Below are 26,081 nucleotides of genomic sequence, written 5' to 3'. Positions count from 1 at the left end.
TCGTCTCTGGCTCTGCGGCCCAAAATATCTGACGCGGTCCAATTGCGCTGCTGCTCTCTCCGTGCAGGGGACCCGGCCTTTGCGATGCATCAATCCTGCCATCATTTCACCCGTCTGAGCGCCGGGCGCTCACCCTCCAGCGAGGCCTTCACGTGGGCGCGGGCGCGCGCCAGGCGGGACATGACGGTGCCGATCGGCACGCCCTGGATGTCGGCGACCTCGCGGTAGCTCATGCCCTCCAGCATCACCAGCAGCAGCACCGAGCGTTGCTCCTCGACCAGCGTCGAGAGCGCGCGCTCGATGTCGCGCCCTTCCGCCTCCGTTCCGCTGGCATCCGGGTTGTTCTCCGTCAGCTGCATGAATTGCGGCCGCCTTGCCAGCGAGCGCCGCCGGTTCTTGTTGAGGTTGGTCAGGATCGTGTAGAGCCAGCTCCTGACGTCGCCTCCGAGAAACAATCGCTCCGAACGCAACGCACGCACCAGCGTGTCCTGCACCAGATCGTCGGCCGCATCCGCATCGCGCGTCAGCGCGCGGGCGTAGCGGCGCAACGCCGGGATCATGGCTTCCACGCTCTGGCGAAACGCACTCATGGCCGTCTGGACGTCCTTCACATCAGGCGCGAGCGCCTATAGCGATCATAACACCCGAATGGAACGGCTATTCCGGCGCTGGAAACAGCGTTAACGCCGCGGATTAGGACTGTACCGCGCCGGAGGGCTGGTGTACCTCCAAACCTTAACGAGAGCTACAGGACGCGAGCAATGGCGCAGAATTCAGGTCTGATGCAGGGTAAGCGCGGGGTCATCCTCGGCGTTGCCAACAACCGCTCGATCGCCTGGGGCATCGCCAAGGCATGTCAGGCGGCCGGCGCCGAGATCGCGCTCACCTACCAGGGCGATGCGTTGAAAAAGCGCGTCGAGCCGCTCGCCGCCGAGCTCGGCGCGCTGATGCTCGGCCATTGCGACGTCACCGATGCTGCGACCATCGACGCGGTGTTCGACGTGCTGAAGGAGAAGTGGGGCAAGATCGATTTCGTCGTGCACGCGATCGCGTTTGCCGACAAGGACGAGCTCGAGGGCCGCTACGTCGACACCTCCGCGGACAATTTCTCCAAGTCGATGCTGATCTCCTGCTACTCGCTGACCGCCATCGCGCAGCGCGCCGAGAAGCTGATGACCGACGGCGGTTCGATCATCACGCTCAGCTATTACGGCTCGGAGAAGTGGATGCCGAACTACAACGTGATGGGCGTTGCCAAAGCTGCGCTCGAGGCCAGCGTGCGCTATCTCGCCGCCGATCTCGGTGTGAAGGCGATCCGCGTCAACGCGATCTCGGCCGGTCCGATCAAGACCCTGGCCTTCGCCGGCATCGCCGATTCACGCCTTCTTCTGAAGTATAACGAACTCAACGCGCCGCTGCGGCGCAACGTGACGATCGAGGAGGTCGGCGACAGCGCGGTGTATTTCCTCTCCGACATGTCGCGCGGCGTCACCGGCGAGGTCCATCATGTCGATTCCGGCTACAACGTGCTGGGCATGGTGCGGCCTGAAGCCTCGGATACGTCGAAGGACTGACCACCGTCAGCAATGCCCGTGCCCACGATCTATTATCTTCGCCACGGCGAGACCGAGTGGAACGCGCTCGGCAGGCTTCAGGGCACCCGGGACATTCCGCTGAATGCGCGCGGCCGCGACCAGGCCGTGCAGGCAGGCCTCATCCTGGCCGATCTCCTCAGGCGCGACGGCCGCGACAAGGCCGCACTGCCCTATGTGTCGAGCCCGCTCGGCCGAGCGCGCCAGACCATGGAACTCGCGCGCGGCAAGCTCGAATTGCCGGTCGCTGACTACGCGCTCGACGATCGCCTGCGCGAGATCGGCTACGGCGTCTGGGAAGGGCTGACGCTGGCCGAAAGCGAGGCGAGAGATCCCGAGATCTATGCGAGGCGCCTTGCCGACAAATGGACCGTCGGGCCCGCGGGTGCGGAGACCTACGCCGACGTGCAGGTCCGCGTGCGCGCCTGGTACGACGAGCTCAAGGCCGATACCGTGGCGGTCGCCCATGGCGGCACCTGCCGGGCCCTGATGGTCTCGCTCGGCCTGGAGACGCCGGCCAGCGCCGCCGAGCTCTATATCGAGCAGGGCGCCGTCTACGTGTTCCGCGACGGCCGGCTGGACAAGTATAGTTAAGCCAACCCACTGTCATTCCGGGGCGCCCGAAGGGCGAACCCGGAATCTCGAGATTCCGGGTTCGATGCTTTGCATCGCCCCGGAATGACGGAACTAGGGTTGAACCCAATCCTCCTCGGCGCTACGACGTTGACAAACAACGTTTATGCAAAACATCAACGCTAAGCGGCAGCTCGGTATGTCCTTCAACACCTTCGGCCACATGTTCCGCGTCACCACCTTTGGCGAGAGCCATGGGGTGGCGATCGGCTGCGTGGTTGACGGCTGCCCGCCGATGATCCCGCTCACCGAGGCCGACATCCAGCAGGATCTCGATCGCCGCAAGCCGGGCCAGTCGCGCTTCACGACCCAGCGCCAGGAGCCCGACCAGGTGAAGATCCTGTCGGGCGTGATGGCGCATCCCGAAACCGGTGTGCAGGTGACCACGGGCACGCCGATCGGGCTCCTGATCGAGAACACCGACCAGCGCTCCAAGGACTATTCGGAGATCAAGGACAAGTTTCGCCCCGGTCATGCCGACTTCACCTATGAGGCGAAGTACGGCCTGCGCGACTATCGCGGCGGCGGCCGCTCCTCGGCGCGCGAGACCGCGATGCGCGTCGCCGCCGGTGCGATCGCGCGAAAAGTGCTGCCTGACGTGAAGGTGCGCGGCGCCCTGGTGCAGATGGGGCCGCACAAGATCGACCGCGCAAAGTGGGACTGGGACGAGATCGCGAAGAACCCGTTCTTCTGCCCTGATAAGGACAAGGCGGCGTTCTTCGAGACCTATCTCGACGGCATCCGCAAGAGCGGCTCCTCGATCGGCGCGGTGCTCGAGATCGTCGCCGAGGGCGTGCCGGCCGGCCTTGGTGCGCCGATCTACGCCAAGCTCGATTCCGAACTCGCCGGCGCGATGATGACCATCAACGCCGTGAAGGGCGTCGAGATCGGCGCCGGCTTCGGTGCGGCCGAGCTGACCGGCGAGGAGAACGCCGACGAGATGCGCACCGGCAATGACGGCACGCGCTTTTTGTCCAACCATGCCGGCGGCATTCTGGGTGGTATCTCCACCGGACAGCCGGTGGTGGTGCGTTTCGCGGTGAAGCCGACCTCGTCGATCCTGCAGCCGCGCCTCACCGTCGATCGACAGGGCGCCGACACCGAGATCATGACAAAAGGCCGTCACGACCCCTGCGTCGGCATCCGCGCCGTCCCCGTCGGCGAAGCCATGATGGCCTGCGTGCTGGCCGACCACTTTTTGCGCGATCGCGGACAGGTGGGGCGCTAGCGCTCTCGCGTGAAGCTTTCATGCCGCGGTACTAGCCCACCGCGCGGCTTGACGATTCCACAACTTCGTCGGCAAATGCGGCCATGGAAAGCTCCGAGCTCCAGCACATCATCAATTGGCTGATCGACGGTGCCCGGTCGTCACGCGGACCGGCCGAGATGATCTCGGACGCCTGCGAGCAGCTGGTTGCAGCCGGCCTGCCGCTATGGCGGTTCGGCGTCTTCATCCGCACGCTGCATCCCGAGATCTTCGGCCGCAATTTCATCTGGCGGCAGGGCGAGGAGCTCGAGATCGGCACCGTCGATTTCGAGATTCTCGATACGCCCGAATTTGCGCGGAGCCCGCTTCGGATCGTGTTCGAGGAGGGACGGGAAGTCAGAGGTCGTATCAACGACGTCGATACCAAGCGGTTTCCGTTCCTGGAGGACATGCGCGCCGAGGGCGTCAGCGACTACATCGCGACGCCGATGCGGTTTCTCGACGGCTCGATCCATGCCATCAGCTGGACCACGCGGCATCCCGGCGGCTTCAGCGATGACGACATCGCGACCATCCGCTCCATCATCGCGCCGCTCGCGCGCGTCAGCGAGATCGTCACCCTGCGTCGCACCGCCGCGACGTTGCTCGACACCTATGTGGGAAATCGCGCCGGCGAGCGCATCCTCGCCGGCCAGATCCGCCGCGGCCACAATGACACCATGCAGGCCGCGATCTGGCTCTCGGACCTGCGCGGCTTCACCGCGCTCTCGGACCGGCTGCCGGCCGAGACGGTGGTCGAGATCCTCAACCGCTATTTCGACTGCCAGGTGGCCGCGATCCGGAGCCACGGCGGCGAGGTGCTGAAATTCATGGGCGACGGCCTGCTCGCGGTGTTTCCGATCGACGAATATGTCGGCGATGCCGCCCATGTCTGTGCGCGTACGCTGGAAGCGGCGCGCGAAGCCCGTGCCAGCGTGGATGCGCTGGCGCATCCGGTCGGCGATGTCGTCGAACGTTTTCGTTTCGGCGTCGCCCTGCATGTCGGCAACATCCTCTACGGCAATATCGGCGGCGGCAACAGGCTCGACTTCACCTGCATCGGCCCCGCCGTGAATCTCGCGGCGCGCATGGAGAAGATCGCAGGTCGTCTGGGACGGACCGTCGTCGCCTCGGAGGTCTTCGCCAAGGCTTGCCAGCAAGATTGGCGCGATCTCGGCGATTTTCCGATCGCGGGATTTTCCAAGGCGCAGCGCGTGTACGGGCTCGCGGAGGAAACGCCGGTGGTGATGGCGTGATAGCGGCGACCGATGATTTTTCTCCGATCACCTACCGCGGCGATAGCACACTTAGTACGCGACCTTCATCGCCAGCGTTGCGATCACGATCATGATGGCGCCGCCGACGCGGGTTGCGATCTGGGCGAAGGCCATCAGTCCCATACGGTCGGCGGCGCCGAGGATGGCGACGTCGCCGGTGCCGCCGAGCCCGGAATGACAGGCAGTGACGATCGCGGCCTCGACCGGATACATGTTCAGCCACTTTCCGACGAAGAAGCCGGAGGCGACCATCGCCAGCACCGTCGTGGTGCAGATCGCGATATAACCCGGATTGAACGACGCCACGAGCTGCTGCCATGAGACGAGCAACGTTCCCATCGCGACGAGGATCGCGAAGGTGAGGTTGGTCGACATGAACTTGTTGATCTGGTAGGCGCCGAGCTCCATCTCGGCCGGCAACAATTTTGTCAGCTTGAGCACGACCGCGGCGATGATCATCAGGATCGGGCCGGGAATGCCGGTAGTGGGCGCGAGCACCATGCCGAGCACGAACAGCACGCAGGACAGCACGATGCCGGCACCTAACAGGCCGAGATCGATCGGGTGGTCGGATCGCACGGGACCCAGAATGTCGTCATCGCCTGTCTTCACCAGCATGCCCTGGCCGTTGAGGTCGCGCCGCTTCTCGGCGAGGCGCGCAAGCAGGCCTGCCGCGACGATGGCGACGACGTTGCCGAGCAGGGCAGCAGGGACCATCTGCGCCACGAGTTCTCCTTGCGGCCGATGCAGCATCTCCGCGTACGCGATCGACAGCGGCAGGACGCCTTCGGCGAGACCGCCGCCGACGATCGGGATGATCACGAAGAAGAACGTCTCCTTCGGGCTGTGACCGAACAGCAGCCCGACCGTGATGCCGACAGTGATAGCGCAGAGCGTGCCGACCAGCAGCGGCACGAACATTCGGACGAAGCCCTGCACCAGGACGCGGTGCGGCATACCGAGAATCGAACCCGCGACGAGACAAGCGATGAAGAAATACTGGAAATTGGCGGTGCGGAAGGTCGTCGTGATCGCCTTCAGCGCCGTCTCGGGCATCAGGCCGTAGGCGACCAGCGCTGATGGCACGAACAGGCACATGATCGCCGTGCCGCCGATCCGCTTCAACACCGGAATGGTCTGGCCGAGCTTGCCGAGCAGGAAGCCGAGCAGCATCAGCACCGACAGGCCGCCGATCACGTCATTCGGCAGCTTGCCGGAATAGACCGCGGCGGCGCAAACGAGCGCGGCCGGAACATAGACGGTGATCGGCAGCGGGCCGATTTTCAGCGCTGCAAGTGTAGATGGTGGCGTCGTCTCCGCCAGCTTCATCGTGGTGTCGGTCAAGAAAGCCTCCCTTTGTCGTTTTCGTTTTTGCTTGGGTATGCGTGCTCAGAACCAGGGATTGTCCGCTCGATGGCGTGCCTCGAAGGCACGGATGTCGTCGGCGAAGACGAGCGTCGAGCTGATCGCGTCCCGCCCGGTGAGGAAGGCCTCTTTCCGCGCCGGTTCGATCAGGAAAGGAATGGTGCCGCCGTCGATGCGGATGGTTTGCCGCTCGAGGTCGATGGTGAGACGATTGCTCGCGGGGGTCGCGACGATGTCGGCAAGGGTGCCGACCGTGGCGGCATCGAGGCTGATCGTCAGCAGGCCGTTATTGGCGCAATTATCGCTAAAGATTCCGGCGAAGCTGGTGCCGATCAGGGCGCGGATGCCGAGCTGCTGAAGCCCCCAGACCGCATGCTCACGGCTCGAGCCGCAGCCGAAATTCGGCCCGACGATGAGAAAACAGGCGTCGCGATAGCCGTCTTGGTTCAGGACGAAGTCGGGATTGGGCTTTCCTTCGGTGAAGCGGAGCAGATTGAAGGCGCCGTCTCCGAGGCCGCTGCGATCGACACCCTTCAGGAACATCTTCGGCATGATCACGTCGGTGTCGATGTTCGGCGTCGTCATCGGTGCTGCCGCGCCGGAGACAGAATGGAATGGCGTCATGGCAAATCTCCCCGGATCAGGTCGCGCACATCGGAAATGCGGCCGGTGACTGCGGCGGCCGCGACCATCGCCGGGCTCATCAGATGCGTGCGCGCACCGGGCCCCTGACGGCCCTCGAAATTGCGGTTGGTCGAGGACGCCGAGCGCTGGCCCGGCGCGAGGATGTCGTCGTTCATCGCAAGACACATCGAGCAGCCGGATTGCCGCCATTCGACGCCCGCATCGATCAGGATTTTGGCGATCCCCTCCGCCTCGGCCTGCGCGCGGACTTGGGTCGAACCGGGAACGACGATGGCGCGCACGCCTGATGCGACGTGGCGGCCTCTGAAGACGCGGGCCGCGTCGCGCAGATCTTCGATGCGCGAATTGGTGCAGGAGCCGATGAAGGCGAAATCGATCGGCACCGACTGGATGGGCGTTCCCGCGGTCAGGCCCATATAGGCGAGGGCGCGCGTCGCCGCCGTCTTGCGGTCCGCAGTGGCATTGCCGTCGGGATGGGGCACGCGATCGGTCACCGCGATCGCCTGGTCGGGGCTCGTGCCCCAGGTCACGACAGGCGCGACGTCGCCGGCATCGATCGTCATCTCCCGGTCGAAGCGGGCGTCGGAATCGCTACAAAGCTGCAACCAGGCGTCGGCGGCGCGCTCCCACATCTCACCCTTTGGCGCGCGCGGGCGTCCCCAGAGATAATCGAGCACCTTCTGGTCTGGTGCGATGACGACGCCGCGCGCGCCGGCCTCGACGATCATGATCGACATCACGATGCGGCCTTCGACGCTCATCTCGCTCACCGCAGGGCCGGCGAACTCCACCGCAAAGCCGGTGGCACCATCGGCGCCGATGCGCCGGATGATCTCCATCACGACGTCCTTCGACGTCACCCCGAGCGGCGGCCGCCCGGTCACGTTGATGCGCATGGTCTTCAGCCGGCGGTAACGCACCGTCGAGGTCGCGAGATAATGCTCGATGTCGGAGGTGCCGATGCCATAGCCGAGCGCGCCGAACGCACCGTAAGCAGTCGTGTGGCTGTCGCCGGCGGCGATCACCATGCCCGGCATCACCAGCCCCTGCTCGGGGGCGACGACGTGCTCGATGCCCTGGCGCGGATCGAGAATGTCGAAATATTCGATGCCGAAATCGCGCGCATTGTCGGCGAAATAGTCGACCTGCCGCGTCGCATCGGCATCCGGCATCCGGCGAGTGCGGCGGGCCGCAGTCGGGTTGACGTGGTCGACCACCATCAGCGCGGCCGACGGATTCCACACCTTGCGCCCGGCGGCGCGCAGGCCGGCAAAGGCCTGCGGACTGGTATATTCGTTGAGGACGGTGCGATCGACATAGAGCAGCACCAGCCCGTCATCGTCGAGCTTGCGGACCACATGCGCGTCGATCAGTCTGTCGTAGAGCGTGCGCCCGGACATTCCGCCTCCCGAAAGTAAATCTGGCTTTCAGGGAGGGTGCAGGCTGGCCTTCTGGAAATCCAATGTCACCTCATGATATGATTATGCAGGATTTGCATAAGCAGGGCGGACACCATGGAGATCAACTGGCTGCACGATTTTATCGCGGTGGCGTCGACCCGCAGCTTTTCGCGCGCGGCCGAGCAGCGCAATTCCTCGCAACCGGCGCTGAGCCGCAGGATCAAGGCGCTGGAAGTGTGGGCGGGTGCTGCGCTGTTCGAGCGCACGACGCATGCCGTCAGTCTCACAGAAGCGGGCGATGCGTTCCGCCTGACCGCCGAGGACATCATCCGCCGCCTGTCTGCGGGCCGCCTCGAGGCCCAGGAGCTAGCGCGCGGCTCATCCGACGCGCTGAAATTCGCCTCGACCAACGCGCTGTCGCTGACGTTCTTCCCGGACTGGCTGCGCGGAATCGAAACGACGCTGTCCTTCGTGCCGAACGTGCAGCTCGTCGCCAACCACATGGAGGCATGCGAGCGCATGCTGCTGGCGGGCGAGGTGCATTTCCTGCTTTGCCATCATCATCCGGCCGTGGTCACTGAGCTGACCACGTCGCAATTCCGTTCGGCCCATGTCGGCGATGATTGCCTGATCCCGGCATCCGTGCCGGTCTCCAGATCAGGCAAGGCCCCGCGCTTCAGGCTGCCGGGAACGGCGGCCGCGCCGGTGCAATTCCTGAGCTACCGCTCCGAGTCAGGCATGGGAACGATCCTCGAGACCGTCCGCTCGACTTCACCTCTCAAGGCGGAGCTCAAGCCGGCGTTCACGTCACATCTGGCAAAGCTGCTCGTCACCATGGTCCAGGCCGGCCGCGGCATGGCCTGGCTTCCGCAAAGCCTGATCGCCGATCAGCTGTCATCGGGCGAGCTGGTGAAAGCCGGCGGACGGGAATGGGAGATACCGATCGAGATCCGGGTGTTCCGCCCGAGGTCGCGACTGACACCGGCGGCAGAGGCATTCTGGACTCACGTTCGGGAGCGTCCCGCAAGCAGCCCGCGCAAGGCACCACGGGTGCGCCGCGGCTAGCGCCTTATTCCTCCGGCTCGGTCGTGAACAGCAGCGGATAACCCTTGGCGCGGCCGGCGTCGGTGGCGCGGGTGGCCTTGGTCTCGGCGACGTCCTTGGTGAACACGGCGACGACGCATGCGCCGAGCTTGTGCGCGGTGATCATGACCTTGTAGGCCTGATCCTCGGTCATGCGGAATTCGGCCTTCAGGATCATCGTGACGAATTCCCGCGGCGTGTAGTCATCGTTGATCAGGATGACCTTGTGCAGCTTGGGCCGCTCGACCTTGGTCCTGGTCCTGGTTTTCGGCTTGCTGACGGTGTCGTTCATTCCGTCTCCTGGACACGGCGGGCTCGGGTTCCCAGCCGGAGCGATCAGCTCGCGGCCTTCGTACCATATTGGAGGACCTGTACCTTCTCCAAGGTGATCAGGCCGCTCGACATCATGTCATCCAGGATGGGCAGGAATGCGTTGACGTTGTCCTCGCTGTCGACGATTTCGATCAGCAGCGGCAGGTCTTCCGAGAGCCGCAGGATCTTCGCGGTGTGTAGCCGGCTCGACTTGCCGAAGCCCATGGGACCGCGCAGCACGGTGGCGCCGGCGAGATGCCGCTCGCGCGCTGCCAGCACGATAGCTTCATAGAGCGGCTTGCCGTCGTAATGATCGCTCTCGCCGATGAAGATCCGCAGCGAAACAGCCTGATTGGGGATTTGCATCGTCAACTCCTGGTCAAGCGGTTGTAGCGGCCCGCCATCATATGCCCTGCCCAGACCGACACCAGCCAGCAGACGACCGAGGCCGCGATATAGGCGAGGGCGGTATATTTCATGCCGCCGTGGACCAGTCGGAAGGTCTCGAGGCTGAAGGTCGAGAAGGTGGTGTAGCCGCCGCAGAAGCCGGTCATGACGAACTGCCGGTGCTCCGGTCGCGCCAGCACGCGGCCGTCGGGCCCGGTCAGCGTTGCGTAGAAGCCGATGATCAGCGAGCCCGTGGCGTTGATGAACAGTGTCGCGAAGGGAAAGCCGGGGCCGGTGTCGAGAGCGAGCCCGACCAGATAACGCGTCAGGCCGCCGACGATGCTGCCGGCGGAAACCCAGGCATAGAGGATCGCGGTACGCCAGCGGTCAGCAGCGGACGTCTTCATTTGCCGCTAGCTCCCAAAACTGTCCGTAAGAAGGAAGCCACAGCTCACGGCGGCGAGGCACAGTCCGACGGAGAGTACGACATTGCCGAGTGCTTGCGTGGGCTCGCCGTTGCGCGCCAGGGTCAGCGTTTGCAGGCTGAACGAGGACACCGTGGTGTAGCAGCCGAGGAAGCCGGTCACTGCGAACAGCCACGGATTGGGCGTTGCGAACACCGAGCCGGGATGGGTCGCCAGCGCGCCGAAGATGCCGATCAGGAAGGCCCCGGTGACGTTGATGGTCATGGTGCCCCAGGGAAAGGTCTCGCCCAGCCGCCGCGCGATGGCGCCGGAGACGAAATAGCGGGCGCAGCCGCCCAGCACGCTGCCGATCACGATGGCGATCAATCCGCTCAGCACGATGAACGATCCCCCGTCATTGCTTGTTCTCCATTGCCAGACCCTTGCCGATGGCAAGCAGTCCCACCAGCGCGGCCAGTGCAAAGCCTAGTCCGGCAAGGAACGTGCTGACCGGGCCATAGGCATCCCACAACGCGCCGGCGATGACGCTCGCGGCCAGCATCGCAAGGCCGGTGAACAGGTTGAAATAGCCGAATGCAGTGCCGCGTAGCGCCGGCGGTGCCGTATCGGCGACGAGCGCCGAGAGCAAGCCCTGCGTCAGCCCCATATGCAGGCCCCACAGCACGACGCCGAGCGCGAGGCCGGGGAGATCAGGAACCAGCGCGAGGACGAGGTCGGCGCCTGCGAGAACGACGAGGCCGAGCGCGAGCAGGGCGGTGCGGTTGATCCGGTCCGACAGCACGCCGGCCGGATAGGCCGAGAGCGCGTAGACGATGTTCATCAGCACCAGAACCGCCGGCACCCACATCGCATGGAGGCCGATGTTCTGGGCGCGCAGGATCAGGAAGGCCTCGCTGAAACGCGCCAGCGTGAACACGACGCCGACCGCAACGACACGCCAGTAGGTCGGCCCGAGCTGCCGCATCGCGGCGGTGTTGAGCGGGTTTTTCGCGGGCTCCCGGCTTGCGTCCGGCGCGGGTTCGTTCACTGCGAATGCGATCAGTCCGAAGGACAAGAACGCCGGCACCACGGCCACCCAGAACACGGCGGCAAAATGATCGGATGTCCACCACATCAGGCCGATCGCGGCGAGCGGGCCCACGAAGGCGCCGACCGTGTCGAGTGATTGCCGCAGGCCGAAGCTGGCGCCACGCAGGCCGGCGGGTGAGATGTCGGCGATCAGCGCATCCCGCGGCGCGCCGCGAATGCCCTTGCCGACGCGATCGATGAAGCGCGCCGCGACCAGCCAGCCGACGCTGGGCGCGAGCGGGAACAATGGCTTCGTCAGCGCAGCCAGCCCATAGCCGAGGGCGGCCAGCAGCTTGCGGCGTCCGAGCCAGTCGGACAGTGCGCCGGAGAAGATCTTCGTGATCGCGGCGGTTGCCTCGGCGATGCCCTCGATGAAGCCGACCGTGAGGGTGGACGCGCCGAGCACGGTGACGAGATAGACCGGCAGCAGCGCGTGGATCATCTCGGACGAGATGTCCATCAGCATGGAGACGAAGCCGAGCACCCAGATACCCCGGGGCAGCTTGGCGCGCGCAGCGTTTGGCGTTGTCGTCGTCACGTCCTGACCTTCGTTTCAGGCAACAAAAAACCCGCCATCGGCGGGTTTGGAAACGCTCCCGCCAAAGGCAGAGGCTCATCAATGCCTCACCTCGAGCAGGAGTCATCAGCCCACCACGATCCTGCGACCGCCGGGCGGTTGTCGGGGGACTCCATCCCCATCCATGTGGTCAGCCTAGCATGGAAATTGCGCCCGGCAAGTGGGCGAGGAGCGGTCTCCACATCGCACCGATGCGCTCCCAGTCAGGCGCGAGCGCGGCGGCGGCGCGGCAGCTTTGCGCGCACGCAAAATCCTGACGCGCCAATCTCTAACCTGAATGTGAAGCACAAGCGATCTTCGCGCTTTGCGGCAAGGCGTTTGCATGTCACCATCGCGTCATACGACGGGAGACTGCGATGCGCATGCTGTTCTCGATCGGGGCTGTGCTGTTGGCCGGCGTGCTTGCCGGAGGGGACGTCGCGGGCATCGCGGCACCAGGTCCAAAATTTGAACCGCCAAAATTCGAACCGTCTCGACAGCAGCGGCAGGCGGCCGACGGCGATGCGCAGTCGGTCGATGTCGAGCTGGTCCTCGCGGTCGATGTCTCCTACTCCATGGACATGGACGAGCTCGCGATCCAGCGCGAGGGCTACGCGCAGGCGATCCAGTCCAAGGAGTTCTTGCAGGCGCTGAAGGCCGGCCCCAACGGTAGGATCGCGGTGACCTATTTCGAATGGGCCGCATCCAGCGACCAGAAGATCATCATCCCCTGGCGCCTGATCGACGGACCGGAGACGGCGGATGCGGTCGCAGCCGAGATCCTGAAGACGCCGATCCGGCGCGCCTCACGCACCTCGATTTCAGGTGCGATCGGATTTGCGATGCCGCTGTTCGACGAGGATCCTTATCACGGAATTCGCCGCGTGATCGATATCTCCGGCGACGGGCCCAACAACAATGGCGGTCCGGTCACCGTGGCGCGCGATCTCGCGCTGGAGAAAGGCATCGTCATCAATGGCCTGCCGATCATGGTGAAGGAGCCGTCCTATTCGACGATGGATATCGACAATCTCGATTTCTATTACGAGGATTGCGTCATCGGCGGTCCCGGCTCCTTCGTGATCGCGATCAAGGATCGCGAGAAGTTCAAGGAGGCGATCCGTACCAAGCTGCTGATGGAGGTGGCTGGCCGCACGCCTACTGTGATGCACGTTGCGGACAAGGACAAGGAGCCGCGCGTGAGCTGCCTGATCGGCGAGAAGATCTGGTCGGATCGCTGGGGCCGCTGAAGTGGTCGACGAGGCCATCCGCCGCCGCAGCCAGCGGCTGAAATTAACCGCCCATTAACCCCTGCGTGCCCCTAATCCAACTGTTTCTGAATGTTGCTGATGCTGCCTGCCGCCGCTCGCAGGCCAGCAAGCTCGTCGAACTCGTCCATCGCATGCACTCATGCCCACTATCGCGCCAAGCACCAGCCAGATTTCGCCCGCCAACGAGCGGCTGTACCACCAGAGCGCCCTGATCGGCGACTGGAAGGGCAATTGGGTGGGCAACAACCAGCCGGTTGACTTCAAAGTGGTGAACATTCGCGGCGCCCGGGCGCAGGTCGAGTATACCCATAACGGGCACACCGAGCGCGGCTTCGCACAGGTCAAGGGCACGCTTATCACCTTTGGCGGGGTCACGGTCGGCACCAAGGACGGCAAGAACATGGTGCTCCTGTTCTCGTTTGGGGGCAGCGGCAGGCAGACTGCAAATCTCGAGAAGCAGGCGCCGCCGGCCTCCGACAGCCGCTTGATGGGAAGCTGGGGCGGCTATTCCAGCGACAACGGCAAGAGCGCGAGCTTCAAGGTGCTCGCTGTCAACGGCAATGAGGCGCAGGTCAGCGTCACCACCGACGGCATCACCCGCCAGGGCACCGGCATCGTCTACAAGAACGTCATCATGTTCGGCCAGGCGCAGATCGCGACGGACGACGGGCAGAACGGCAAGATCATTTATCAGGTCGGCACGAAATCATTCATGGTGCCGGTGACGAAATATCCGCCGGCGGATTCGTCATCCTCGGTTGACCGGACCGCATAATCAGATCCGCGCCTCCAGGATCAGGTTGAACGGCGTTTCGGCGGCGCGGCGGAAGCGTGACAGGCCGCCTTCGCTGGCGACCTTGCGCAGCCTTGCCTCGCCGGCTTGCGCGCCGAGTGCGAGGCCCACCTCCTGATCGAGCGAGGCCGGCGTGCAGATCATGGTCGACGCTGCGTAATAGACGCGCCCGACCGGGTTGAGATTGTCCTCGAGGCGGTCGCCGGCGAATGGCTCGACCAGCATGCAGGTGCCGTCCTTCGCCATGGTCTCGCGCACATGGCTGATGGCGCCGACGGGATCACCCATATCGTGCAGGCAATCGAAGAAGCAGACCAGATCGTAGCCCTCGGCCGGATAGGTCTTGGCCGAGTGAACCGCGAAGCTGACGCGGTCGCCAAGTCTGGCCTCGCTTGCGGCCTTTCGTGCCGCCTCGATCGAGCCCTCATGATAGTCGAAGCCGTAGAAGCGCGAGTTCGGGAAGGCTTCCGCCATCAGCCGCGTCGAGACGCCATGCCCGCAGCCGACATCGGCGACCTTGGCGCCGCGCTTCAACTTGTCCACGACGCCGTCGAGCGCGGGCAGCCATTCCTGCACCAGGTGATGCATGTAGCCGGTGCGGAAGAAGCGGGCCGTGCCGCAGAACAGGCATTCGCTGCGCCGGTTCCAGCCGACGCCCTTGCCGGACTTGAATGCGTCCGAAATCTTCGGCTCGTCAAGGAAGGTCGAGGCAATGACATTGGCGAACGCGCCGAGGAAGACGGGACTGTCCTGGTCGGCAAGCGCCATCGCCTGCTCTGGGAGCATCGAGAACCTTCGCGATGCGGAATCATACTCGACGTAGCCCGATGCTGCCTGGCTCGACAGCCATTCGCGGACATAGCGTTCCGTCGTTCCGGTGGCGCTCGCGAGCTCGGCCGAGTTCATCGGCCCCTTGGCGGCGAGCGTACGGTACAGCCCAAGCTTGTCGCCCAACAGAACCAGCGAGGCGTTCATCGCCGCGCCGAACTCGGTGACCATCTTGCCCATAAAGGCATTCAACCTGTCGGAATTGACCTCCATGACGGCCTCCATCCAATGTCGGGCATTTTCAAAGGTCTGCGCAATTGCGCGTGATGGGACCGCGCAAGGCCGTTTTTGGCCCAAGCTTGCGCGTCCTTTCAATGGGTCAATTCGCCACGAAGGAGGTTCAAGGCGTCAGGAAGAGCCGATCTGGAACCTGATGATTTGATCGGCGGCATCCGGTCGCTGGTATTCGCACGATGCCGGGCGTATAATTTGCGCGCCATCCTGACGGTTACCTGAATGCCCAGCCTTGCTCGTTCCTGCTGTCTCGTAACTCTCTTCGCAGTGCTCTGCCTTAGCGGCGCACCTGCTCATGCCCAGGTCGCGCCCGTGCAGTATTGGATTCCGGGCGGGGCTTTCGGATATGGCGGCAGCACCGAGAGCTACAGCAATGGCTACGATTTCCGTCCCGGCTTTTTCGTCGGAAGCCAGCGCGGCAATCTCGGTCTGAGCGGTTTCACCCAGAGTGGGCCCGCCAGCAATTTCAGCGCGCTCACCTACGATAGCACGCAGTTCGGCTACAACATGAAGACCGCCGGCGGCTCGCCGGTGACATTCTTCGCCGGCTTCGACACCCTGAAATACGGCAATGGCATCGGCAGCTCGGTTGCGCCGCTCACCTCCGCAGCCGGACCTGGTTACGGTGCCTTTGGAGGCGTCGAATTCAAGCCGACCTCCAACCTCAGCCTGTCGTTCAGCGCCGGATTCACCCAGCGAAATTCGGGTCGCATGGACAGCGATATCAAGTCGGACATGCTGCCGGGCGAGTCGCCGGCGCTCGGCCAGCTGCGACGCTAGAATTGCATCACCTGTTCCGGAGGACGCCGCAGCGATCTCGGCAAATCCGGACCGGTTCCGAAGCGCATCACGATGTCGGGGCGCCGTTCGCCCAGTCCGAGTGATGCCGCGAATTGCGGCCGCAGCGCTGCAACCTCGACGGGTTGGTTGACGAAGGAATATTTGAGTCCCAGCGCGGTCGCCTGCAAACCGAAGCGCTGGCAGGCGCGGCCGACCGCGATCCAGTGCGTCTTGTCGCTGCGATCGGCTGCGAGCACGACAACGCCCGCGGAGCTGTCGAGTTCATCGCGGTATTTTTTGTTTTCCCCGTCTTCAGTGAAGAAGAACCTCAGCAGCGGCCGGGCGATCCATGCGGGCAGGGAGGGATTTCCCGAGACACGCGAGAACAGTCCGTCCATCGTTGCGAGCGCATCGGTCTCATTGAAGCGCATCCAGCTCACGAGCTCGCGCATGAAGGCCTGGTCGCGCATTTGTGCCGAATTGCCTTCGAGCACATAGTCGGTCACCTTCTTGATTGCGATACGTTCGGTCATCAGGATCGCGGCGACACCAGGTTCGCGACAGGCGGTCTCGAGCTGACGCACGATGTCAGGTGCGGCCTGCCTGCCGTCGAACACCGCACGCGTACATTGCCTGACCGGAATGGCACCGGTCAGCGCCGATTCTGCCGGCGGGGCTTCCTCGAGCGCGATCACGATCTGGTTGCCGTCGAACACTGAGTTGGCGCGCCAGCCCAGCGCGGATGCCGCCAGGCTGAGGTTTTCGGCGGCGCATCCGAGACTGATGAAGAGATGATGATCGTCGGGGTCGACGGCCGGACAGCGGCGCTTGAAGTCGGGCGCAATCGTGATCTCGTTGCCGTGGGCGGCAAAAATCCAGGGCTGCGTGTTGTGGCTGTTGGCTGCAAGTGTCGCAAAACGCACGAGCTCGCGGTCTCGCGACGCGGCCCCCAGCGGGGCGCGTGACGCCTTGACGGCTTCGTCGTAGGTCAAGCTTGCCGCACCGGCGGGGAGGCCGCCGACGGCGACAGCAGAAAGCCCGAGTGCGGCCCCGATGAACTGTCGTCGATCAACCACAAGCGTCCGCTCCGCCTTCCCACCCAGAGGACGTTTTTTAGCGCCAGAGAAGCACAGGGCGATTGAGCAGAATCAAGGTTCGACCGTGCCGGCTCGATCCGAAATCGCCGCCTAGCGCGTAAACCGTGCGACGATCTCGACATGCGGCGTGTGGCGAAACTGGTCGACGGGAACGACCGCGTCGATCTTGTAACCGCCATCGATGAGCAGCCGCGCGTCGCGAGCGAACGTCGCGACGTTGCAGGAGACTGCGATCACCACAGGCACCTTGCTTGCCGCGAGCTTCAGCGCCTGCGCCTGGGCGCCCTGGCGCGGTGGATCGAACACGACGACATCGAAGTCGCGCAGCTCCGGCGGCACCAGCGGACGGCGAAACAGGTCGCGCGGCTCGCACCTGATCGGCTTCAGCCCCGGCGTGCGTGCGGCCTTTGCCAGCGCGGCGACCGCGCCGGCATCATTGTCATAGGCGGTGACCCGCGCCTTCTCGGCGAGCCTGAGCGCAAATGGGCCGACGCCGCAGAAGAGGTCGAGCACCTCCTTGGCCTTGCCGATGCGCTCAGTGACGAGTGCGGCGAGCGTCTCTTCGCCCGCAACGGTTGCCTGCAGGAACGAGCCCGGCGGCAGCGTGACTTCGGCACGGCCCATCTTCACCGTCGGTGGCAGCCGTTGCAGCACCAGCTCGCCATGTCGCGTCAGCCGCGCCAGGCGATGCTGCTCGGCGACCCGCGACAGTGCCGTTACCAGCGGCGTCGGCAGCGGGCCGGAGCCGCGCACATCGACATCGAGGCCGTTGGTGGTGGCGGTGACCTGGATGTCGAGCGGTTTCGTTACCGGCATCTTTGACGTCAGCGGCTCGGCGAGCGCCCACGCGGCATCGAGCGCACCCTCAAGCGCGGGATCGAGGATCGGACAGCGGTGGATCGGGATCACGTCGTGCGAACTCGTCGCGGAGAAGCCGACCTTGAGCACGTCATGCGTGCCGAAGCGGCCGTGCAGCGTGACGCGCCGTCGCCCGGCGCCATGCGCATCGACCAGCGGCGCCACCTCGCAATCGATGCCGGCCTGCGCCAGCGTTTCGACCACGATGTTGCGCTTCCACACATGATACGGCTCGGTCGCCCAGTGCTGGATCGCGCAGCCACCGCAGATGCCGAAATGCGGACAGAACGGCGCGATCCGCTCGGGGCTTGCGATATCGACGGCCAGCAGCTTGCGGCGGTCGGGGTGGTGGCCTGCGACATGGTCGACCTCGACGGTCTCGCCGCCGAGCGTGTAGGGCACATAGACCGCATCGCCTGTCGTGAGGGAGACGCCGTCGCCGCGATGGCCGACATGATCGATCGTGACGCGTTCAACCACGGCGCGCGCCCAGGAAGAATTCGATGTTGCCGTCGCCGCCCGCAATCGAGGAGGGAAACACTTCGATGTCGGTGCAGCCGAGCGAAGCCGCGAAGGCGGCGATGTCGTCGCAGATCTCCTGATGCATGGCGGCATCGCGGATGATGCCCTTCTTGTTGTGCTTCCTGTCAGCCTCAAATTGCGGCTTGATCAGCGCCAGCAGGCTCATCGGCGCGGCGGCGAGTGACAGCGCGACAGGCAGCACCGTCTTCAGCGAGATGAAGCTGACGTCGATGACGACGACATCGGGCCGCGCCGGCAGCCGCTTGCCCTCATAGCTGCGGATGTCGGTCTCCTCCATCGACACGATTTTTGGATGACCGCGCAGCGAGGCATGCAGCTGGCTGGTGCCGACATCGATGGCGAAGACGAGGCTCGCGCCATTGGCCAGCAGCACCTCGGTGAAGCCGCCGGTGGAGGCGCCGACGTCGAGGCAGACATGATCCTCGATCTCGATCGGATAACGCTCGAGCGCGCCGGCCAGCTTGACGCCGCCGCGCGAAACATAGGGGTGCGCCGGCTCGGCCTGGATCACCGCGTCCTCGGCGATCGTCTCCGACGGCTTTGCGACCTGCTTGTTATCAGCCGTGACGAGCCCGGCCTCGATCGCGGCGCGCGCCCGCGCCCGGCTCTCGAACAGGCCGCGCTCGACCAGCAGAACATCCGCGCGCTTGCGGGCAGGGGACATCATCGCTCCGGAATGAATTCGCGCTTATGTAGCGATCAATCGCGCAGCCGCCATCCGGACGCAAGCCTCGAACGCGGTAAGATCGCGCCAGACGTCGATGGGCTGCTTTGCCGGTGTGACCAGCGGGCCGCCATGCAGCTCCAGCGCGTGGATCATCATGAGGTTGTCGACGAGGCCAAAATCCTCGACCGTCAGCCCCTGCGCATCGACCAGCCGGCCGTCCTCGGTGGTGACGGTCATGAAGCGACTGAGGCGATCGGCATAGGTGGCGGGATCGTTGGAATAGGCCAGGCAAAACTTGCGCCGGCCGGCCATGTAGCCGAGCTCGTAGACGGTGCCGGGATCGGCGCCTGCGCCCCGGAACGGGGTGAGATTGGCGATGATGGCATCGGCCTCGTCCATCATGGCCTCGTTGCCGCAAAAGATCTGCCGCGACGCATCGGGCGCGCTGAGGTCGATGACGTTGTCGAGAGGATAGAGGCCGGTGAGCCCATGAGCCGCACAAGTCGCGGTCTTCTGCCGGCCGATCTCAACCGCATCCGGCAGGAACACGTCGGGACCTGCCAGATAGATTTTCATGAGAGTCGTGCTGCTTCGCGGAAGGTCGAAGCTCGCCCTCAGGCCAGCTTGACCGTCTCGGTCTTGACGTCCTTGCCGAGCGCTTCGAACACCTTGGCGACGATGCCCTTGGCGTCGAGACCGGCGCGGGCGTACATCGCCGCGGGCGTGTCGTGGTCCTGGAACACGTCGGGCAGCACCATCGAGCGGAACTTGACCATGCCGGTGTCGAGCACGCCCTGATCGGTCAGGAACTGCGCGACATGCGAGCCGAAGCCGCCGACCGAGCCTTCCTCGACCGTGATCAGCACGTCGTGGTCGCGGGCAAGCTTCAGCACCAGCTCGGTATCGAGCGGCTTCATGAAGCGGGCATCCGCAATCGAGGTCGAGAGGCCATGGGCGGCGAGCTCGTCGGCCGCCTTCTCGCATTCGGCCAGACGCGTGCCGAACGAGAGCAGGGCGATCTTGTTGCCCTGGCGGATCATGCGGCCCTTGCCGATCTCGAGGGGAACGCCGATTTCGGGCATCTCGATGCCGCGGCCTTCGCCGCGCGGATAGCGCAGCGAGCTCGGACGGTCGTCGATCGCAACCTGGGTCGCCACCATATGCACGAGCTCGGCTTCGTCGGCGGCCGCCATGATCACCATGTTCGGCAAGCAGCCGAGATAGGCGTTGTCGAACGAGCCGGCATGGGTCGCGCCGTCGGCGCCGACGAGACCGGCGCGGTCGATCGCGAAGCGCACCGGCAGGCTCTGGATCGCGACGTCGTGGACGATCTGGTCGTAGCCGCGCTGCAGGAAGGTCGAGTAGATCGCGCAGAACGGCTTGTAGCCTTCGGTCGCAAGGCCGGCGGCGAAGGTCACCGCGTGCTGCTCGGCGATACCCACGTCGAAGGTGCGGTCGGGGAACGCCTTGTTGAAGATGTCGACGCCGGTGCCGGACGGCATCGCCGCGGTGATGGCGACGATCTTGTCGTCCTTCTGCGCTTCCTTGACGAGGCTCTGGCCGAACACGTTCTGGTAGGCCGGGGCGTTCGGCTTGGCCTTCGCCTGCGTGCCGGTGGCGACGTCGAACTTGACGACGGCGTGATACTTGTCGGCCGAGGCTTCCGCCGGGCCGTAGCCCTTGCCCTTCTGCGTCACGACGTGGACCAGGATCGGGCCGGTCTCCATGTCGCGCACGTTCTTCAGCACGGGCAGCAAATGGTCGAGGTTATGGCCGTCGATCGGGCCGACGTAATAGAAGCCGAGCTCCTCGAACAGCGTACCGCCGTCCATCATGAAGCCGCGCGAATATTCCTCGACGCGGTTGGCGCGGTTGGCGAGGATCTTGGGCAGGCGCTTGTTGATCTGCTTGGCCGCCTCGCGCAGCGTGCGGTAGGTCTTGCCGGAGTAGAGCCGCGACAGATACGCGCTCATGGCGCCGACCGGCGGCGCGATCGACATGTCGTTGTCGTTGAGGATGACGATCAGGCGCGAGTTCATGGCGCCGGCATTGTTCATCGCCTCATAGGCCATGCCTGCCGACATCGCGCCGTCACCGATCACTGCGATAACGTTGTTCTTGCCGCCGGCGAGGTCGCGGGCGACGGCCATGCCGAGGCCTGCGGAGATCGAGGTCGAGGAATGCGCGGCGCCGAACGGATCGTAATCGCTCTCGCTGCGCTTGGTGAAGCCGGACAGGCCACCGCCGGTGCGCAGCGTGCGGATGCGGTCGCGGCGTCCGGTGAGGATCTTGTGCGGGTAGGCCTGATGGCCGACGTCCCAGATCAGCCGGTCGCGCGGCGTGTCGAAAACGTAGTGGATCGCGGTGGTGAGCTCGACCACGCCGAGGCCCGCGCCGAAGTGACCGCCGGTCACCGAGACGGCATCAATGGTCTCCTGACGCAGCTCGTCGGCGACCTGGCGAACCTGCTCGATCTTGAGCTTGCGCAGGTCGTCCGGCGTCCGGATGGTGTCGAGAAGCGGCGTTTTACTGTATGCGTTCACAGCGATTTCCAATTTTTCAGCGCCGGAAGGTCATTCCGGTGCACGATGGGTTTGCACAATGTCGGCGCAGCGCGAGTCCTCAAACCGTCGGAGCCAGCTGCATGGGGCAAGGCCCCCTGTTCAAGCTTAGGTGAGCGTAAGTGCGCTCCGGTTCAGTCTCTGTGACCCCTGTCACGAAGATCGGCTTCGTCCGTCCCAGCCAATTTCATTAGCAATTTGAAGCGCTTGACGTTGAAAATTGGTCCCCACGTCAAGGCTAACAAAAAGCCACACAGCGCGCAGCTTTACACCAAAGCTTGGGGCAAAGCCAACCCGCCCGACCGATTACGGGTATGCAGGTGCAACCGGCGGGCCAATTTGGTTAATCGCGGCGCCGGCGGGGAGGTTCCAATGCTGCCCGGTTCCTTGGCAGGATTTTTTGGGGGAAGGACAGCGTTTTTGGCGGGAATCGCCGGGGATAAACGAGGGCAATTCGTCAGGAAAGGCTCCGGGCGCCGCCAGGCATGGGCCAGACACGGGACCAGGACAGGGGGCGTGCGATCTCGAAGAACTGCAGGCGGCCGGGGGCCCGGGACGAAAGACCGCGCGAGCCCTTACTGCACGTCGAGCGGCGCGGTGCCGACGGCCTGGCCGCTGGCATCGGTGGTGATCTTGTCGACGCGGGCCTCGGCCTGGCGCAAAAGCTCCTCGCAGCGGCGCTTCAGGGCTTCGCCGCGCTCGTAGATCGTAACGGATTCCTCGAGCGGCACCTTGCCGTCCTCGAGCCGCTTCACGATCGTTTCGAGTTCCTCGATCGCGCGCTCGAAGGTGAGCCTGGAGACGTCGACTTGGGTATTTTCGGCCATATCCGTTTCCGATTGCCCGATTCTGGTGTCTTGCAAAACAGCAGAGTTTTGCGGGCTTAATGTGGCGGGTCGATCAAGCGCCCATCAGGGCGCCGACATGCGCCGTAACAGATTCTTTCAGTCCTTGCAGGTCGTAGCCGCCTTCGAGCACAGAAACAACGCGGCCGCCGGCGGACTTGTCGGCGAGATCCATCAGCTTGCGCGTCACCCAGGCATAATCCTCCGCGCGCAGGTTCAGCGAGGCCAGCGGATCACGGTAATGCGCGTCGAAGCCCGCGGAGATGATGAGCAGTTCGGGGCTGAATTCGGTCAGGCGCGGCAGAATCAAATTCTCGAACGCGCTGCGAAATTCGGGTCCGCCGTCTTCCGAGGCGAGCGGCGCATTGACGATGGTGTCGTGATCGCCGCGCTCGCCCGTGGCACCGGTGCCCGGAAACAGCGGCATCTGATGCGTCGAGCAGTACATCACGGTCGGATCCGACCAGAAGATATCCTGCGTGCCGTTGCCATGATGGACGTCGAAGTCGACGATGGCCGCGCGCTTGATGCCGTATTTGCGCTGCGCGTGGCGCGCGGCGATCGCGACATTGTCGAAGAAGCAGAAGCCCATCGGCTTGCCGATCTCGGCGTGATGGCCGGGCGGGCGCACCGCGACGAAGGCGTTGCGATGCTCACCATTCATCACCGCTTCGGTCGCCGCCACCGCGCCGCCGACGCCGCGCATCACCGCTTCCCACGTGCCGGGGGACATCGAGGTGTCGCCGTCGAGATAGACCTGGCCGCTGGTCGGCGCGATGTGGCGCAGCTCCGTGACGTAATGCTCATTGTGGCACAGCGTGACGAGATCGAGATCGCCCTCAGGCGCCAGGTCGCGTGCCAGGAACTGGAAGCGCTCAACCGACAGTGCTTCCTCCACCGCACGCAGGCGGTCCGGGTGCTCGGGGTGTCCGGGCGGCGTGACGTGGTCGAGGCAGGCCTTGTGGGAAAGGAGAAGCGTGCTCATCAGGCGGCCTCACAGGGAACGAACTCTCGACGTCGCTTGGCGCATCCGGCGCCAAAACGCAATGCAAAACACAATCTAGGCGTTCCCTCGGGAATGGCAAAGGGCCGTCCGAAATGGCCCGTTTGATCCGGATCAATTCACGCGCAGGATGCGGGTCGGCGGCAACGGCCCGATCGGCCCGTGTGCCTTGAAAAAGGCAAACAGCGCGTCGGCGTCATAGCCGCCATATTGCGGGGATGCGCCCCGTGTCGCGATCGTAAAACCGTCACCGCCGACCGCGAGGTAGTCGTTGAGGGTGACGCGGTAGCCGGTGGCCGGCTCGACCGGCTTGCCGTTCAGCGTCATCTTGTCCGCCATCACGCGTTCGCCGAATGGCTTTGATGCATCCCAGCTGTAGCTGAACCCGTTCGAGACTTGCAGGATCCGCGGCCGCTTCGGGTCGAGCCATTGCTGCTCCAGCATGTCCTTGAGCTGGCTGCCTGACAGCGTCATGGTGACGAGGCGGTTGCGAAACGGCTGGCTTGCGAAGATGTCGCCGTAGGTCACGGCGCCGTTCGCCTGCGGCATGATGTCGGTGCGGATGCCGCCGGGATTGGTGAGTGCGATGACAGCGCTGCCATCCCTGGCGTCGCTGGTCGCGGCGAGCTGCGCATCGGCGATGACGTCGCCGAGCGCGCTTTCGCCGGCCTCGTTCGGAACGCGCGACAGCGTCTGCGTCACCGATCCGGCCGGCCGGTTGGCGATCGGCGCGGCGAGCCTGTCATAGGCGTCGATCAGCGCCGTTTGCTCGGGATCTTTCGCCAGAGAGGCGTTGGCGACGATGACGTTCTCGGCCTTTGCTCCGACGATGTCGCGGGTTGCGGGATCGAGCTTGAGGTCGATCGCGGTCACCAGCGTGCCGTATTTGTCGCCGCTGGTGACGAGCCGTCCATCGATGTCGCAGACATAGGCCCGATGGGTGTGGCCACTGACGACGACGTCGACGGCGCGATCGAATTTTTTCACGATGTCGACGATCGGCCCGGTAATGGCCGGGCATTCATTGTAGTCGCCTGAGGGCTCTCCGCCCTGGTGAATCAGCACCACGATCGCCTCGATGCCCTCAGCTTTGAGCTGCGGCACCAGCGCATTCACCGTCTCGGCCTCATCGCGAAATTCCAGTCCCGAGATGCCTTTGGGCGAGACAATGCCGGCGGTCTCCTTCAAGGTCAGCCCGATGAAGGCGACAGGGATGCCCTCGAACTCGCGGATCTCGTAGGGCGGCAGCACGCTCTTGCCGGTCGCGGTCTCGACGGTGGACGCCGCGAGATAATGGAATTTGGCGCCGGCGAAGGGGTGCGGACCCTGGCACCCATCCTCGGGATGGCAGCCGCCATATTGCATCCTGAGCAGCTCGGTCTTGCCCTCGTCGAATTCGTGATTGCCGACCGAGGTGATCGCGAGCCCCATCATCGAGAGCGATTCGACCGAGGGCTCGTCATGAAACATCGCCGACAGGAACGGGCTCGCCCCGATCAGATCGCCGGCGGCGACGAAGATCGTGTTCTTGTGCCCCGCGCTCAGCTGCTTCACCAGCGTCGCCATGTACTCGGCGCCTCCGGCGTTCACCATCACCTTTTTGGTCTTGTCTTCGGGGTCATTGATGCGGATGCCGCCCGGCGGTGGACGAAGATTGCCGTGGAAATCGTTGATCGCGAGAATGCGCAGCTCGACAGGCGCCGCGGGCTGGGCGGATGCGGGGAGGGCGCAAAGCGCGAGGGAGAGCGTGGCAAGGATGAATTGGTATCGCATGGAACCAGATTAATAGTTCCGCGCGAAGATTTCACGAAAGTTCTCGCCGAAGAGGACCCTACCTCTTCTTCCGGTTCGCAAACGCCTTGAATGCCGCAACGGCTTCGTCCGATTTCAGCCGCTCGCCGAACAGATGGCCTTCCTGGTCGATGCGGCGGGTGAGCTCTTCCGGCGGGGTACGCAGCAGCTTGCGCGAGGTGGCGACCGCCTCGGCCGGCAGCTTGCAGATGTCTCGCGCCACCTTGCGGGCCTCGACCTCGGTATGTCCGGGCGAAACCACGGTGTTGACGAAGCCGGCGGCCTGGGCCTCGTCGGCGGTGAAAGTGCGGCCCATCACCAGCATGGCGAAGGCGCGCTGGTAGCCCATGGTGCTCGGCATCAACAGGCTGGCAGCGCCCACCGGAACGAGCCCGAGATTGATGTAGGGCGCCGAGAAGGTCGCCGCGCTCGAGGCGAGCACATAGTCGCAGTGAAACAACATCACCGTGCCCATGCCGATCGAGGCGCCGTCGACGGCCGCGATGATCGGCTTGACGTTGAGCGCGAGCGAGTAAAGAAACTTGGCGCCGTCCGACAACGTCTCGGGGCGCGACGGGTCGGCTTTCATGAAATCGGCGATGTCGTCGCCGGCCGTGAACACGCCGGAGCCGCCGGTGATGATCATGCAGCGGATATCGGGATTGTTCTGCGCGGTGTCGATCGCGCGGCTCATCTCGCGATACATGTCCTGCGTGATCGCGTTCTTCTTGCCCGGACGGCGCAGGGTGATGACGCGCGTGGCGCGCTCCTCCGTGACGATGATGTTACCGTTCGGCATGAGTACTCCCTGCGCCGCGCCT

General features: G+C 64.6%; 27 protein-coding genes and 1 riboswitch. Of the genes, 8 read left to right on the top strand and 19 right to left on the bottom strand.

What is annotated here, in order from left to right; genetic code table 11:
- Positions 1–101 precede the first annotated feature (101 nt).
- The gene (locus tag M2427_RS18065; RefSeq protein WP_128953175.1) at positions 102–590 is read right to left on the bottom strand and encodes a sigma-70 family RNA polymerase sigma factor; all 489 of its coding nucleotides are present in this window, start codon (positions 588–590) and stop codon (positions 102–104) included.
- A gap of 171 nt (positions 591–761) precedes the next feature.
- Here M2427_RS18065 and fabI point away from each other — a divergent pair, with 171 nt between their 5' ends.
- From fabI to M2427_RS18045, 4 genes are all read left to right on the top strand, one after another.
- The gene (fabI, locus tag M2427_RS18060) at positions 762–1,574 is read left to right on the top strand and encodes an enoyl-ACP reductase FabI (RefSeq protein ID WP_280707846.1); all 813 of its coding nucleotides are present in this window, start codon (positions 762–764) and stop codon (positions 1,572–1,574) included.
- Between the two features lie 12 nt (positions 1,575–1,586).
- Positions 1,587–2,186, top strand: coding sequence for a histidine phosphatase family protein (locus tag M2427_RS18055; RefSeq protein WP_280707844.1), 600 nt, complete (start codon positions 1,587–1,589; stop codon positions 2,184–2,186).
- Positions 2,187–2,364: 178 nt separating this feature from the next.
- On the top strand, positions 2,365–3,453 hold the full coding sequence (aroC, locus tag M2427_RS18050; RefSeq protein ID WP_280707843.1) for a chorismate synthase: 1,089 nt from the start codon (positions 2,365–2,367) through the stop codon (positions 3,451–3,453).
- Between the two features lie 83 nt (positions 3,454–3,536).
- Entirely contained in the window at positions 3,537–4,727 is a 1,191-nt protein-coding gene (locus M2427_RS18045; protein WP_280707842.1) for an adenylate/guanylate cyclase domain-containing protein, read from the top strand.
- 51 nt (positions 4,728–4,778) lie between these two features.
- Here M2427_RS18045 and M2427_RS18040 read toward each other — a convergent pair whose 3' ends face one another.
- The 3 genes from M2427_RS18040 to leuC are packed head-to-tail and all read right to left on the bottom strand — an operon-like array spanning position 4,779 to position 8,158.
- Positions 4,779–6,092: a 2-hydroxycarboxylate transporter family protein gene (locus tag M2427_RS18040; protein WP_280707841.1), complete on the bottom strand. Its 1,314-nt coding sequence runs from the start codon at positions 6,090–6,092 to the stop codon at positions 4,779–4,781.
- A gap of 45 nt (positions 6,093–6,137) precedes the next feature.
- Entirely contained in the window at positions 6,138–6,737 is a 600-nt protein-coding gene (leuD, locus tag M2427_RS18035) for a 3-isopropylmalate dehydratase small subunit (protein ID WP_280707840.1), read from the bottom strand.
- Positions 6,734–8,158 carry a 3-isopropylmalate dehydratase large subunit gene (leuC, locus tag M2427_RS18030; protein WP_280707839.1) on the bottom strand — a complete coding sequence of 475 codons (1,425 nt, stop codon included), beginning with the start codon at positions 8,156–8,158 and terminating at the stop codon, positions 6,734–6,736. The genes leuD and leuC overlap by 4 nt, the downstream gene beginning before the upstream one ends.
- A gap of 114 nt (positions 8,159–8,272) precedes the next feature.
- Here leuC and M2427_RS18025 point away from each other — a divergent pair, with 114 nt between their 5' ends.
- Positions 8,273–9,223 (top strand): LysR family transcriptional regulator, encoded by a 951-nt coding sequence (locus tag M2427_RS18025; protein WP_280707838.1) that lies wholly within the window; start codon positions 8,273–8,275, stop codon positions 9,221–9,223.
- 4 nt (positions 9,224–9,227) lie between these two features.
- Here M2427_RS18025 and clpS read toward each other — a convergent pair whose 3' ends face one another.
- From clpS to M2427_RS18000, 5 genes are read right to left on the bottom strand one after another with little or no spacing between them, the layout of a single operon-like run.
- Positions 9,228–9,533: an ATP-dependent Clp protease adapter ClpS gene (gene clpS / locus M2427_RS18020; protein WP_097659647.1), complete on the bottom strand. Its 306-nt coding sequence runs from the start codon at positions 9,531–9,533 to the stop codon at positions 9,228–9,230.
- 44 nt (positions 9,534–9,577) lie between these two features.
- Entirely contained in the window at positions 9,578–9,919 is a 342-nt protein-coding gene (locus M2427_RS18015; protein ID WP_280707836.1) for a DUF190 domain-containing protein, read from the bottom strand.
- Between the two features lie 2 nt (positions 9,920–9,921).
- Entirely contained in the window at positions 9,922–10,347 is a 426-nt protein-coding gene (gene crcB / locus M2427_RS18010; RefSeq protein ID WP_280707835.1) for a fluoride efflux transporter CrcB, read from the bottom strand.
- A gap of 6 nt (positions 10,348–10,353) precedes the next feature.
- Entirely contained in the window at positions 10,354–10,743 is a 390-nt protein-coding gene (gene crcB, locus M2427_RS18005; protein WP_280707834.1) for a fluoride efflux transporter CrcB, read from the bottom strand.
- Between the two features lie 16 nt (positions 10,744–10,759).
- Positions 10,760–11,971, bottom strand: a complete 1,212-nt coding sequence (locus M2427_RS18000; RefSeq protein ID WP_280707833.1) for an MFS transporter — start codon at positions 11,969–11,971, stop codon at positions 10,760–10,762.
- Positions 11,972–12,060: 89 nt separating this feature from the next.
- A riboswitch (Fluoride riboswitch) is annotated at positions 12,061–12,139 on the bottom strand.
- Between the two features lie 227 nt (positions 12,140–12,366).
- Here M2427_RS18000 and M2427_RS17995 point away from each other — a divergent pair.
- Both M2427_RS17995 and M2427_RS17990 read left to right on the top strand, forming a co-directional pair.
- Entirely contained in the window at positions 12,367–13,239 is an 873-nt protein-coding gene (locus tag M2427_RS17995) for a DUF1194 domain-containing protein (protein ID WP_280707832.1), read from the top strand.
- 160 nt (positions 13,240–13,399) lie between these two features.
- On the top strand, positions 13,400–14,035 hold the full coding sequence (locus tag M2427_RS17990) for a hypothetical protein (RefSeq protein ID WP_280707831.1): 636 nt from the start codon (positions 13,400–13,402) through the stop codon (positions 14,033–14,035).
- Here M2427_RS17990 and M2427_RS17985 read toward each other — a convergent pair whose 3' ends face one another.
- Positions 14,036–15,094: a class I SAM-dependent methyltransferase gene (locus tag M2427_RS17985; protein ID WP_280707830.1), complete on the bottom strand. Its 1,059-nt coding sequence runs from the start codon at positions 15,092–15,094 to the stop codon at positions 14,036–14,038.
- Positions 15,095–15,337: 243 nt separating this feature from the next.
- On the opposite strand from M2427_RS17985, the gene M2427_RS17980 reads away from it, so the two are divergent.
- Entirely contained in the window at positions 15,338–15,895 is a 558-nt protein-coding gene (locus tag M2427_RS17980; RefSeq protein ID WP_280707829.1) for a hypothetical protein, read from the top strand.
- Here M2427_RS17980 and M2427_RS17975 read toward each other — a convergent pair.
- From M2427_RS17975 to M2427_RS17935, 9 genes are all read right to left on the bottom strand, one after another.
- Positions 15,892–16,971, bottom strand: a complete 1,080-nt coding sequence (locus tag M2427_RS17975) for a Tat pathway signal protein (RefSeq protein ID WP_280707827.1) — start codon at positions 16,969–16,971, stop codon at positions 15,892–15,894. The two genes, M2427_RS17980 and M2427_RS17975, sit on opposite strands and share 4 nt — an antisense overlap.
- A 111-nt stretch (positions 16,972–17,082) precedes the next feature.
- Positions 17,083–18,330, bottom strand: a complete 1,248-nt coding sequence (locus M2427_RS17970; RefSeq protein ID WP_280707826.1) for a methyltransferase — start codon at positions 18,328–18,330, stop codon at positions 17,083–17,085.
- Entirely contained in the window at positions 18,323–19,057 is a 735-nt protein-coding gene (locus M2427_RS17965; RefSeq protein ID WP_280708043.1) for a TlyA family RNA methyltransferase, read from the bottom strand. Before M2427_RS17965 ends, M2427_RS17970 begins: the two co-directional genes overlap by 8 nt.
- Positions 19,058–19,081: 24 nt before the next feature.
- Positions 19,082–19,636, bottom strand: a complete 555-nt coding sequence (locus tag M2427_RS17960; RefSeq protein ID WP_280707824.1) for a nucleoside 2-deoxyribosyltransferase — start codon at positions 19,634–19,636, stop codon at positions 19,082–19,084.
- Positions 19,637–19,674: 38 nt separating this feature from the next.
- Positions 19,675–21,603, bottom strand: coding sequence for a 1-deoxy-D-xylulose-5-phosphate synthase (dxs, locus tag M2427_RS17955; protein WP_280707823.1), 1,929 nt, complete (start codon positions 21,601–21,603; stop codon positions 19,675–19,677).
- A gap of 593 nt (positions 21,604–22,196) precedes the next feature.
- Complete coding sequence (locus tag M2427_RS17950) at positions 22,197–22,448, bottom strand: exodeoxyribonuclease VII small subunit (RefSeq protein ID WP_254129599.1); 252 nt, start codon at positions 22,446–22,448, stop codon at positions 22,197–22,199.
- A 73-nt stretch (positions 22,449–22,521) separates the two neighbouring features.
- The gene (locus M2427_RS17945) at positions 22,522–23,451 is read right to left on the bottom strand and encodes a histone deacetylase family protein (protein ID WP_280707821.1); all 930 of its coding nucleotides are present in this window, start codon (positions 23,449–23,451) and stop codon (positions 22,522–22,524) included.
- Between the two features lie 132 nt (positions 23,452–23,583).
- On the bottom strand, positions 23,584–25,242 hold the full coding sequence (locus tag M2427_RS17940; RefSeq protein WP_280707820.1) for a bifunctional metallophosphatase/5'-nucleotidase: 1,659 nt from the start codon (positions 25,240–25,242) through the stop codon (positions 23,584–23,586).
- Between the two features lie 58 nt (positions 25,243–25,300).
- Entirely contained in the window at positions 25,301–26,059 is a 759-nt protein-coding gene (locus M2427_RS17935) for an enoyl-CoA hydratase-related protein (protein ID WP_280707819.1), read from the bottom strand.
- Between the last annotated feature and the right edge of the window lie 22 nt (positions 26,060–26,081).

The sequence above is a fragment of the Bradyrhizobium sp. BR13661 genome (assembly GCF_029892425.1).
In the GTDB taxonomy this organism is placed as follows: Bacteria; Pseudomonadota; Alphaproteobacteria; order Rhizobiales; family Xanthobacteraceae; genus Bradyrhizobium.
Note: the sequence above shows the minus strand (reverse complement) of the source record. Positions and strands in the feature narration are given on the sequence as shown.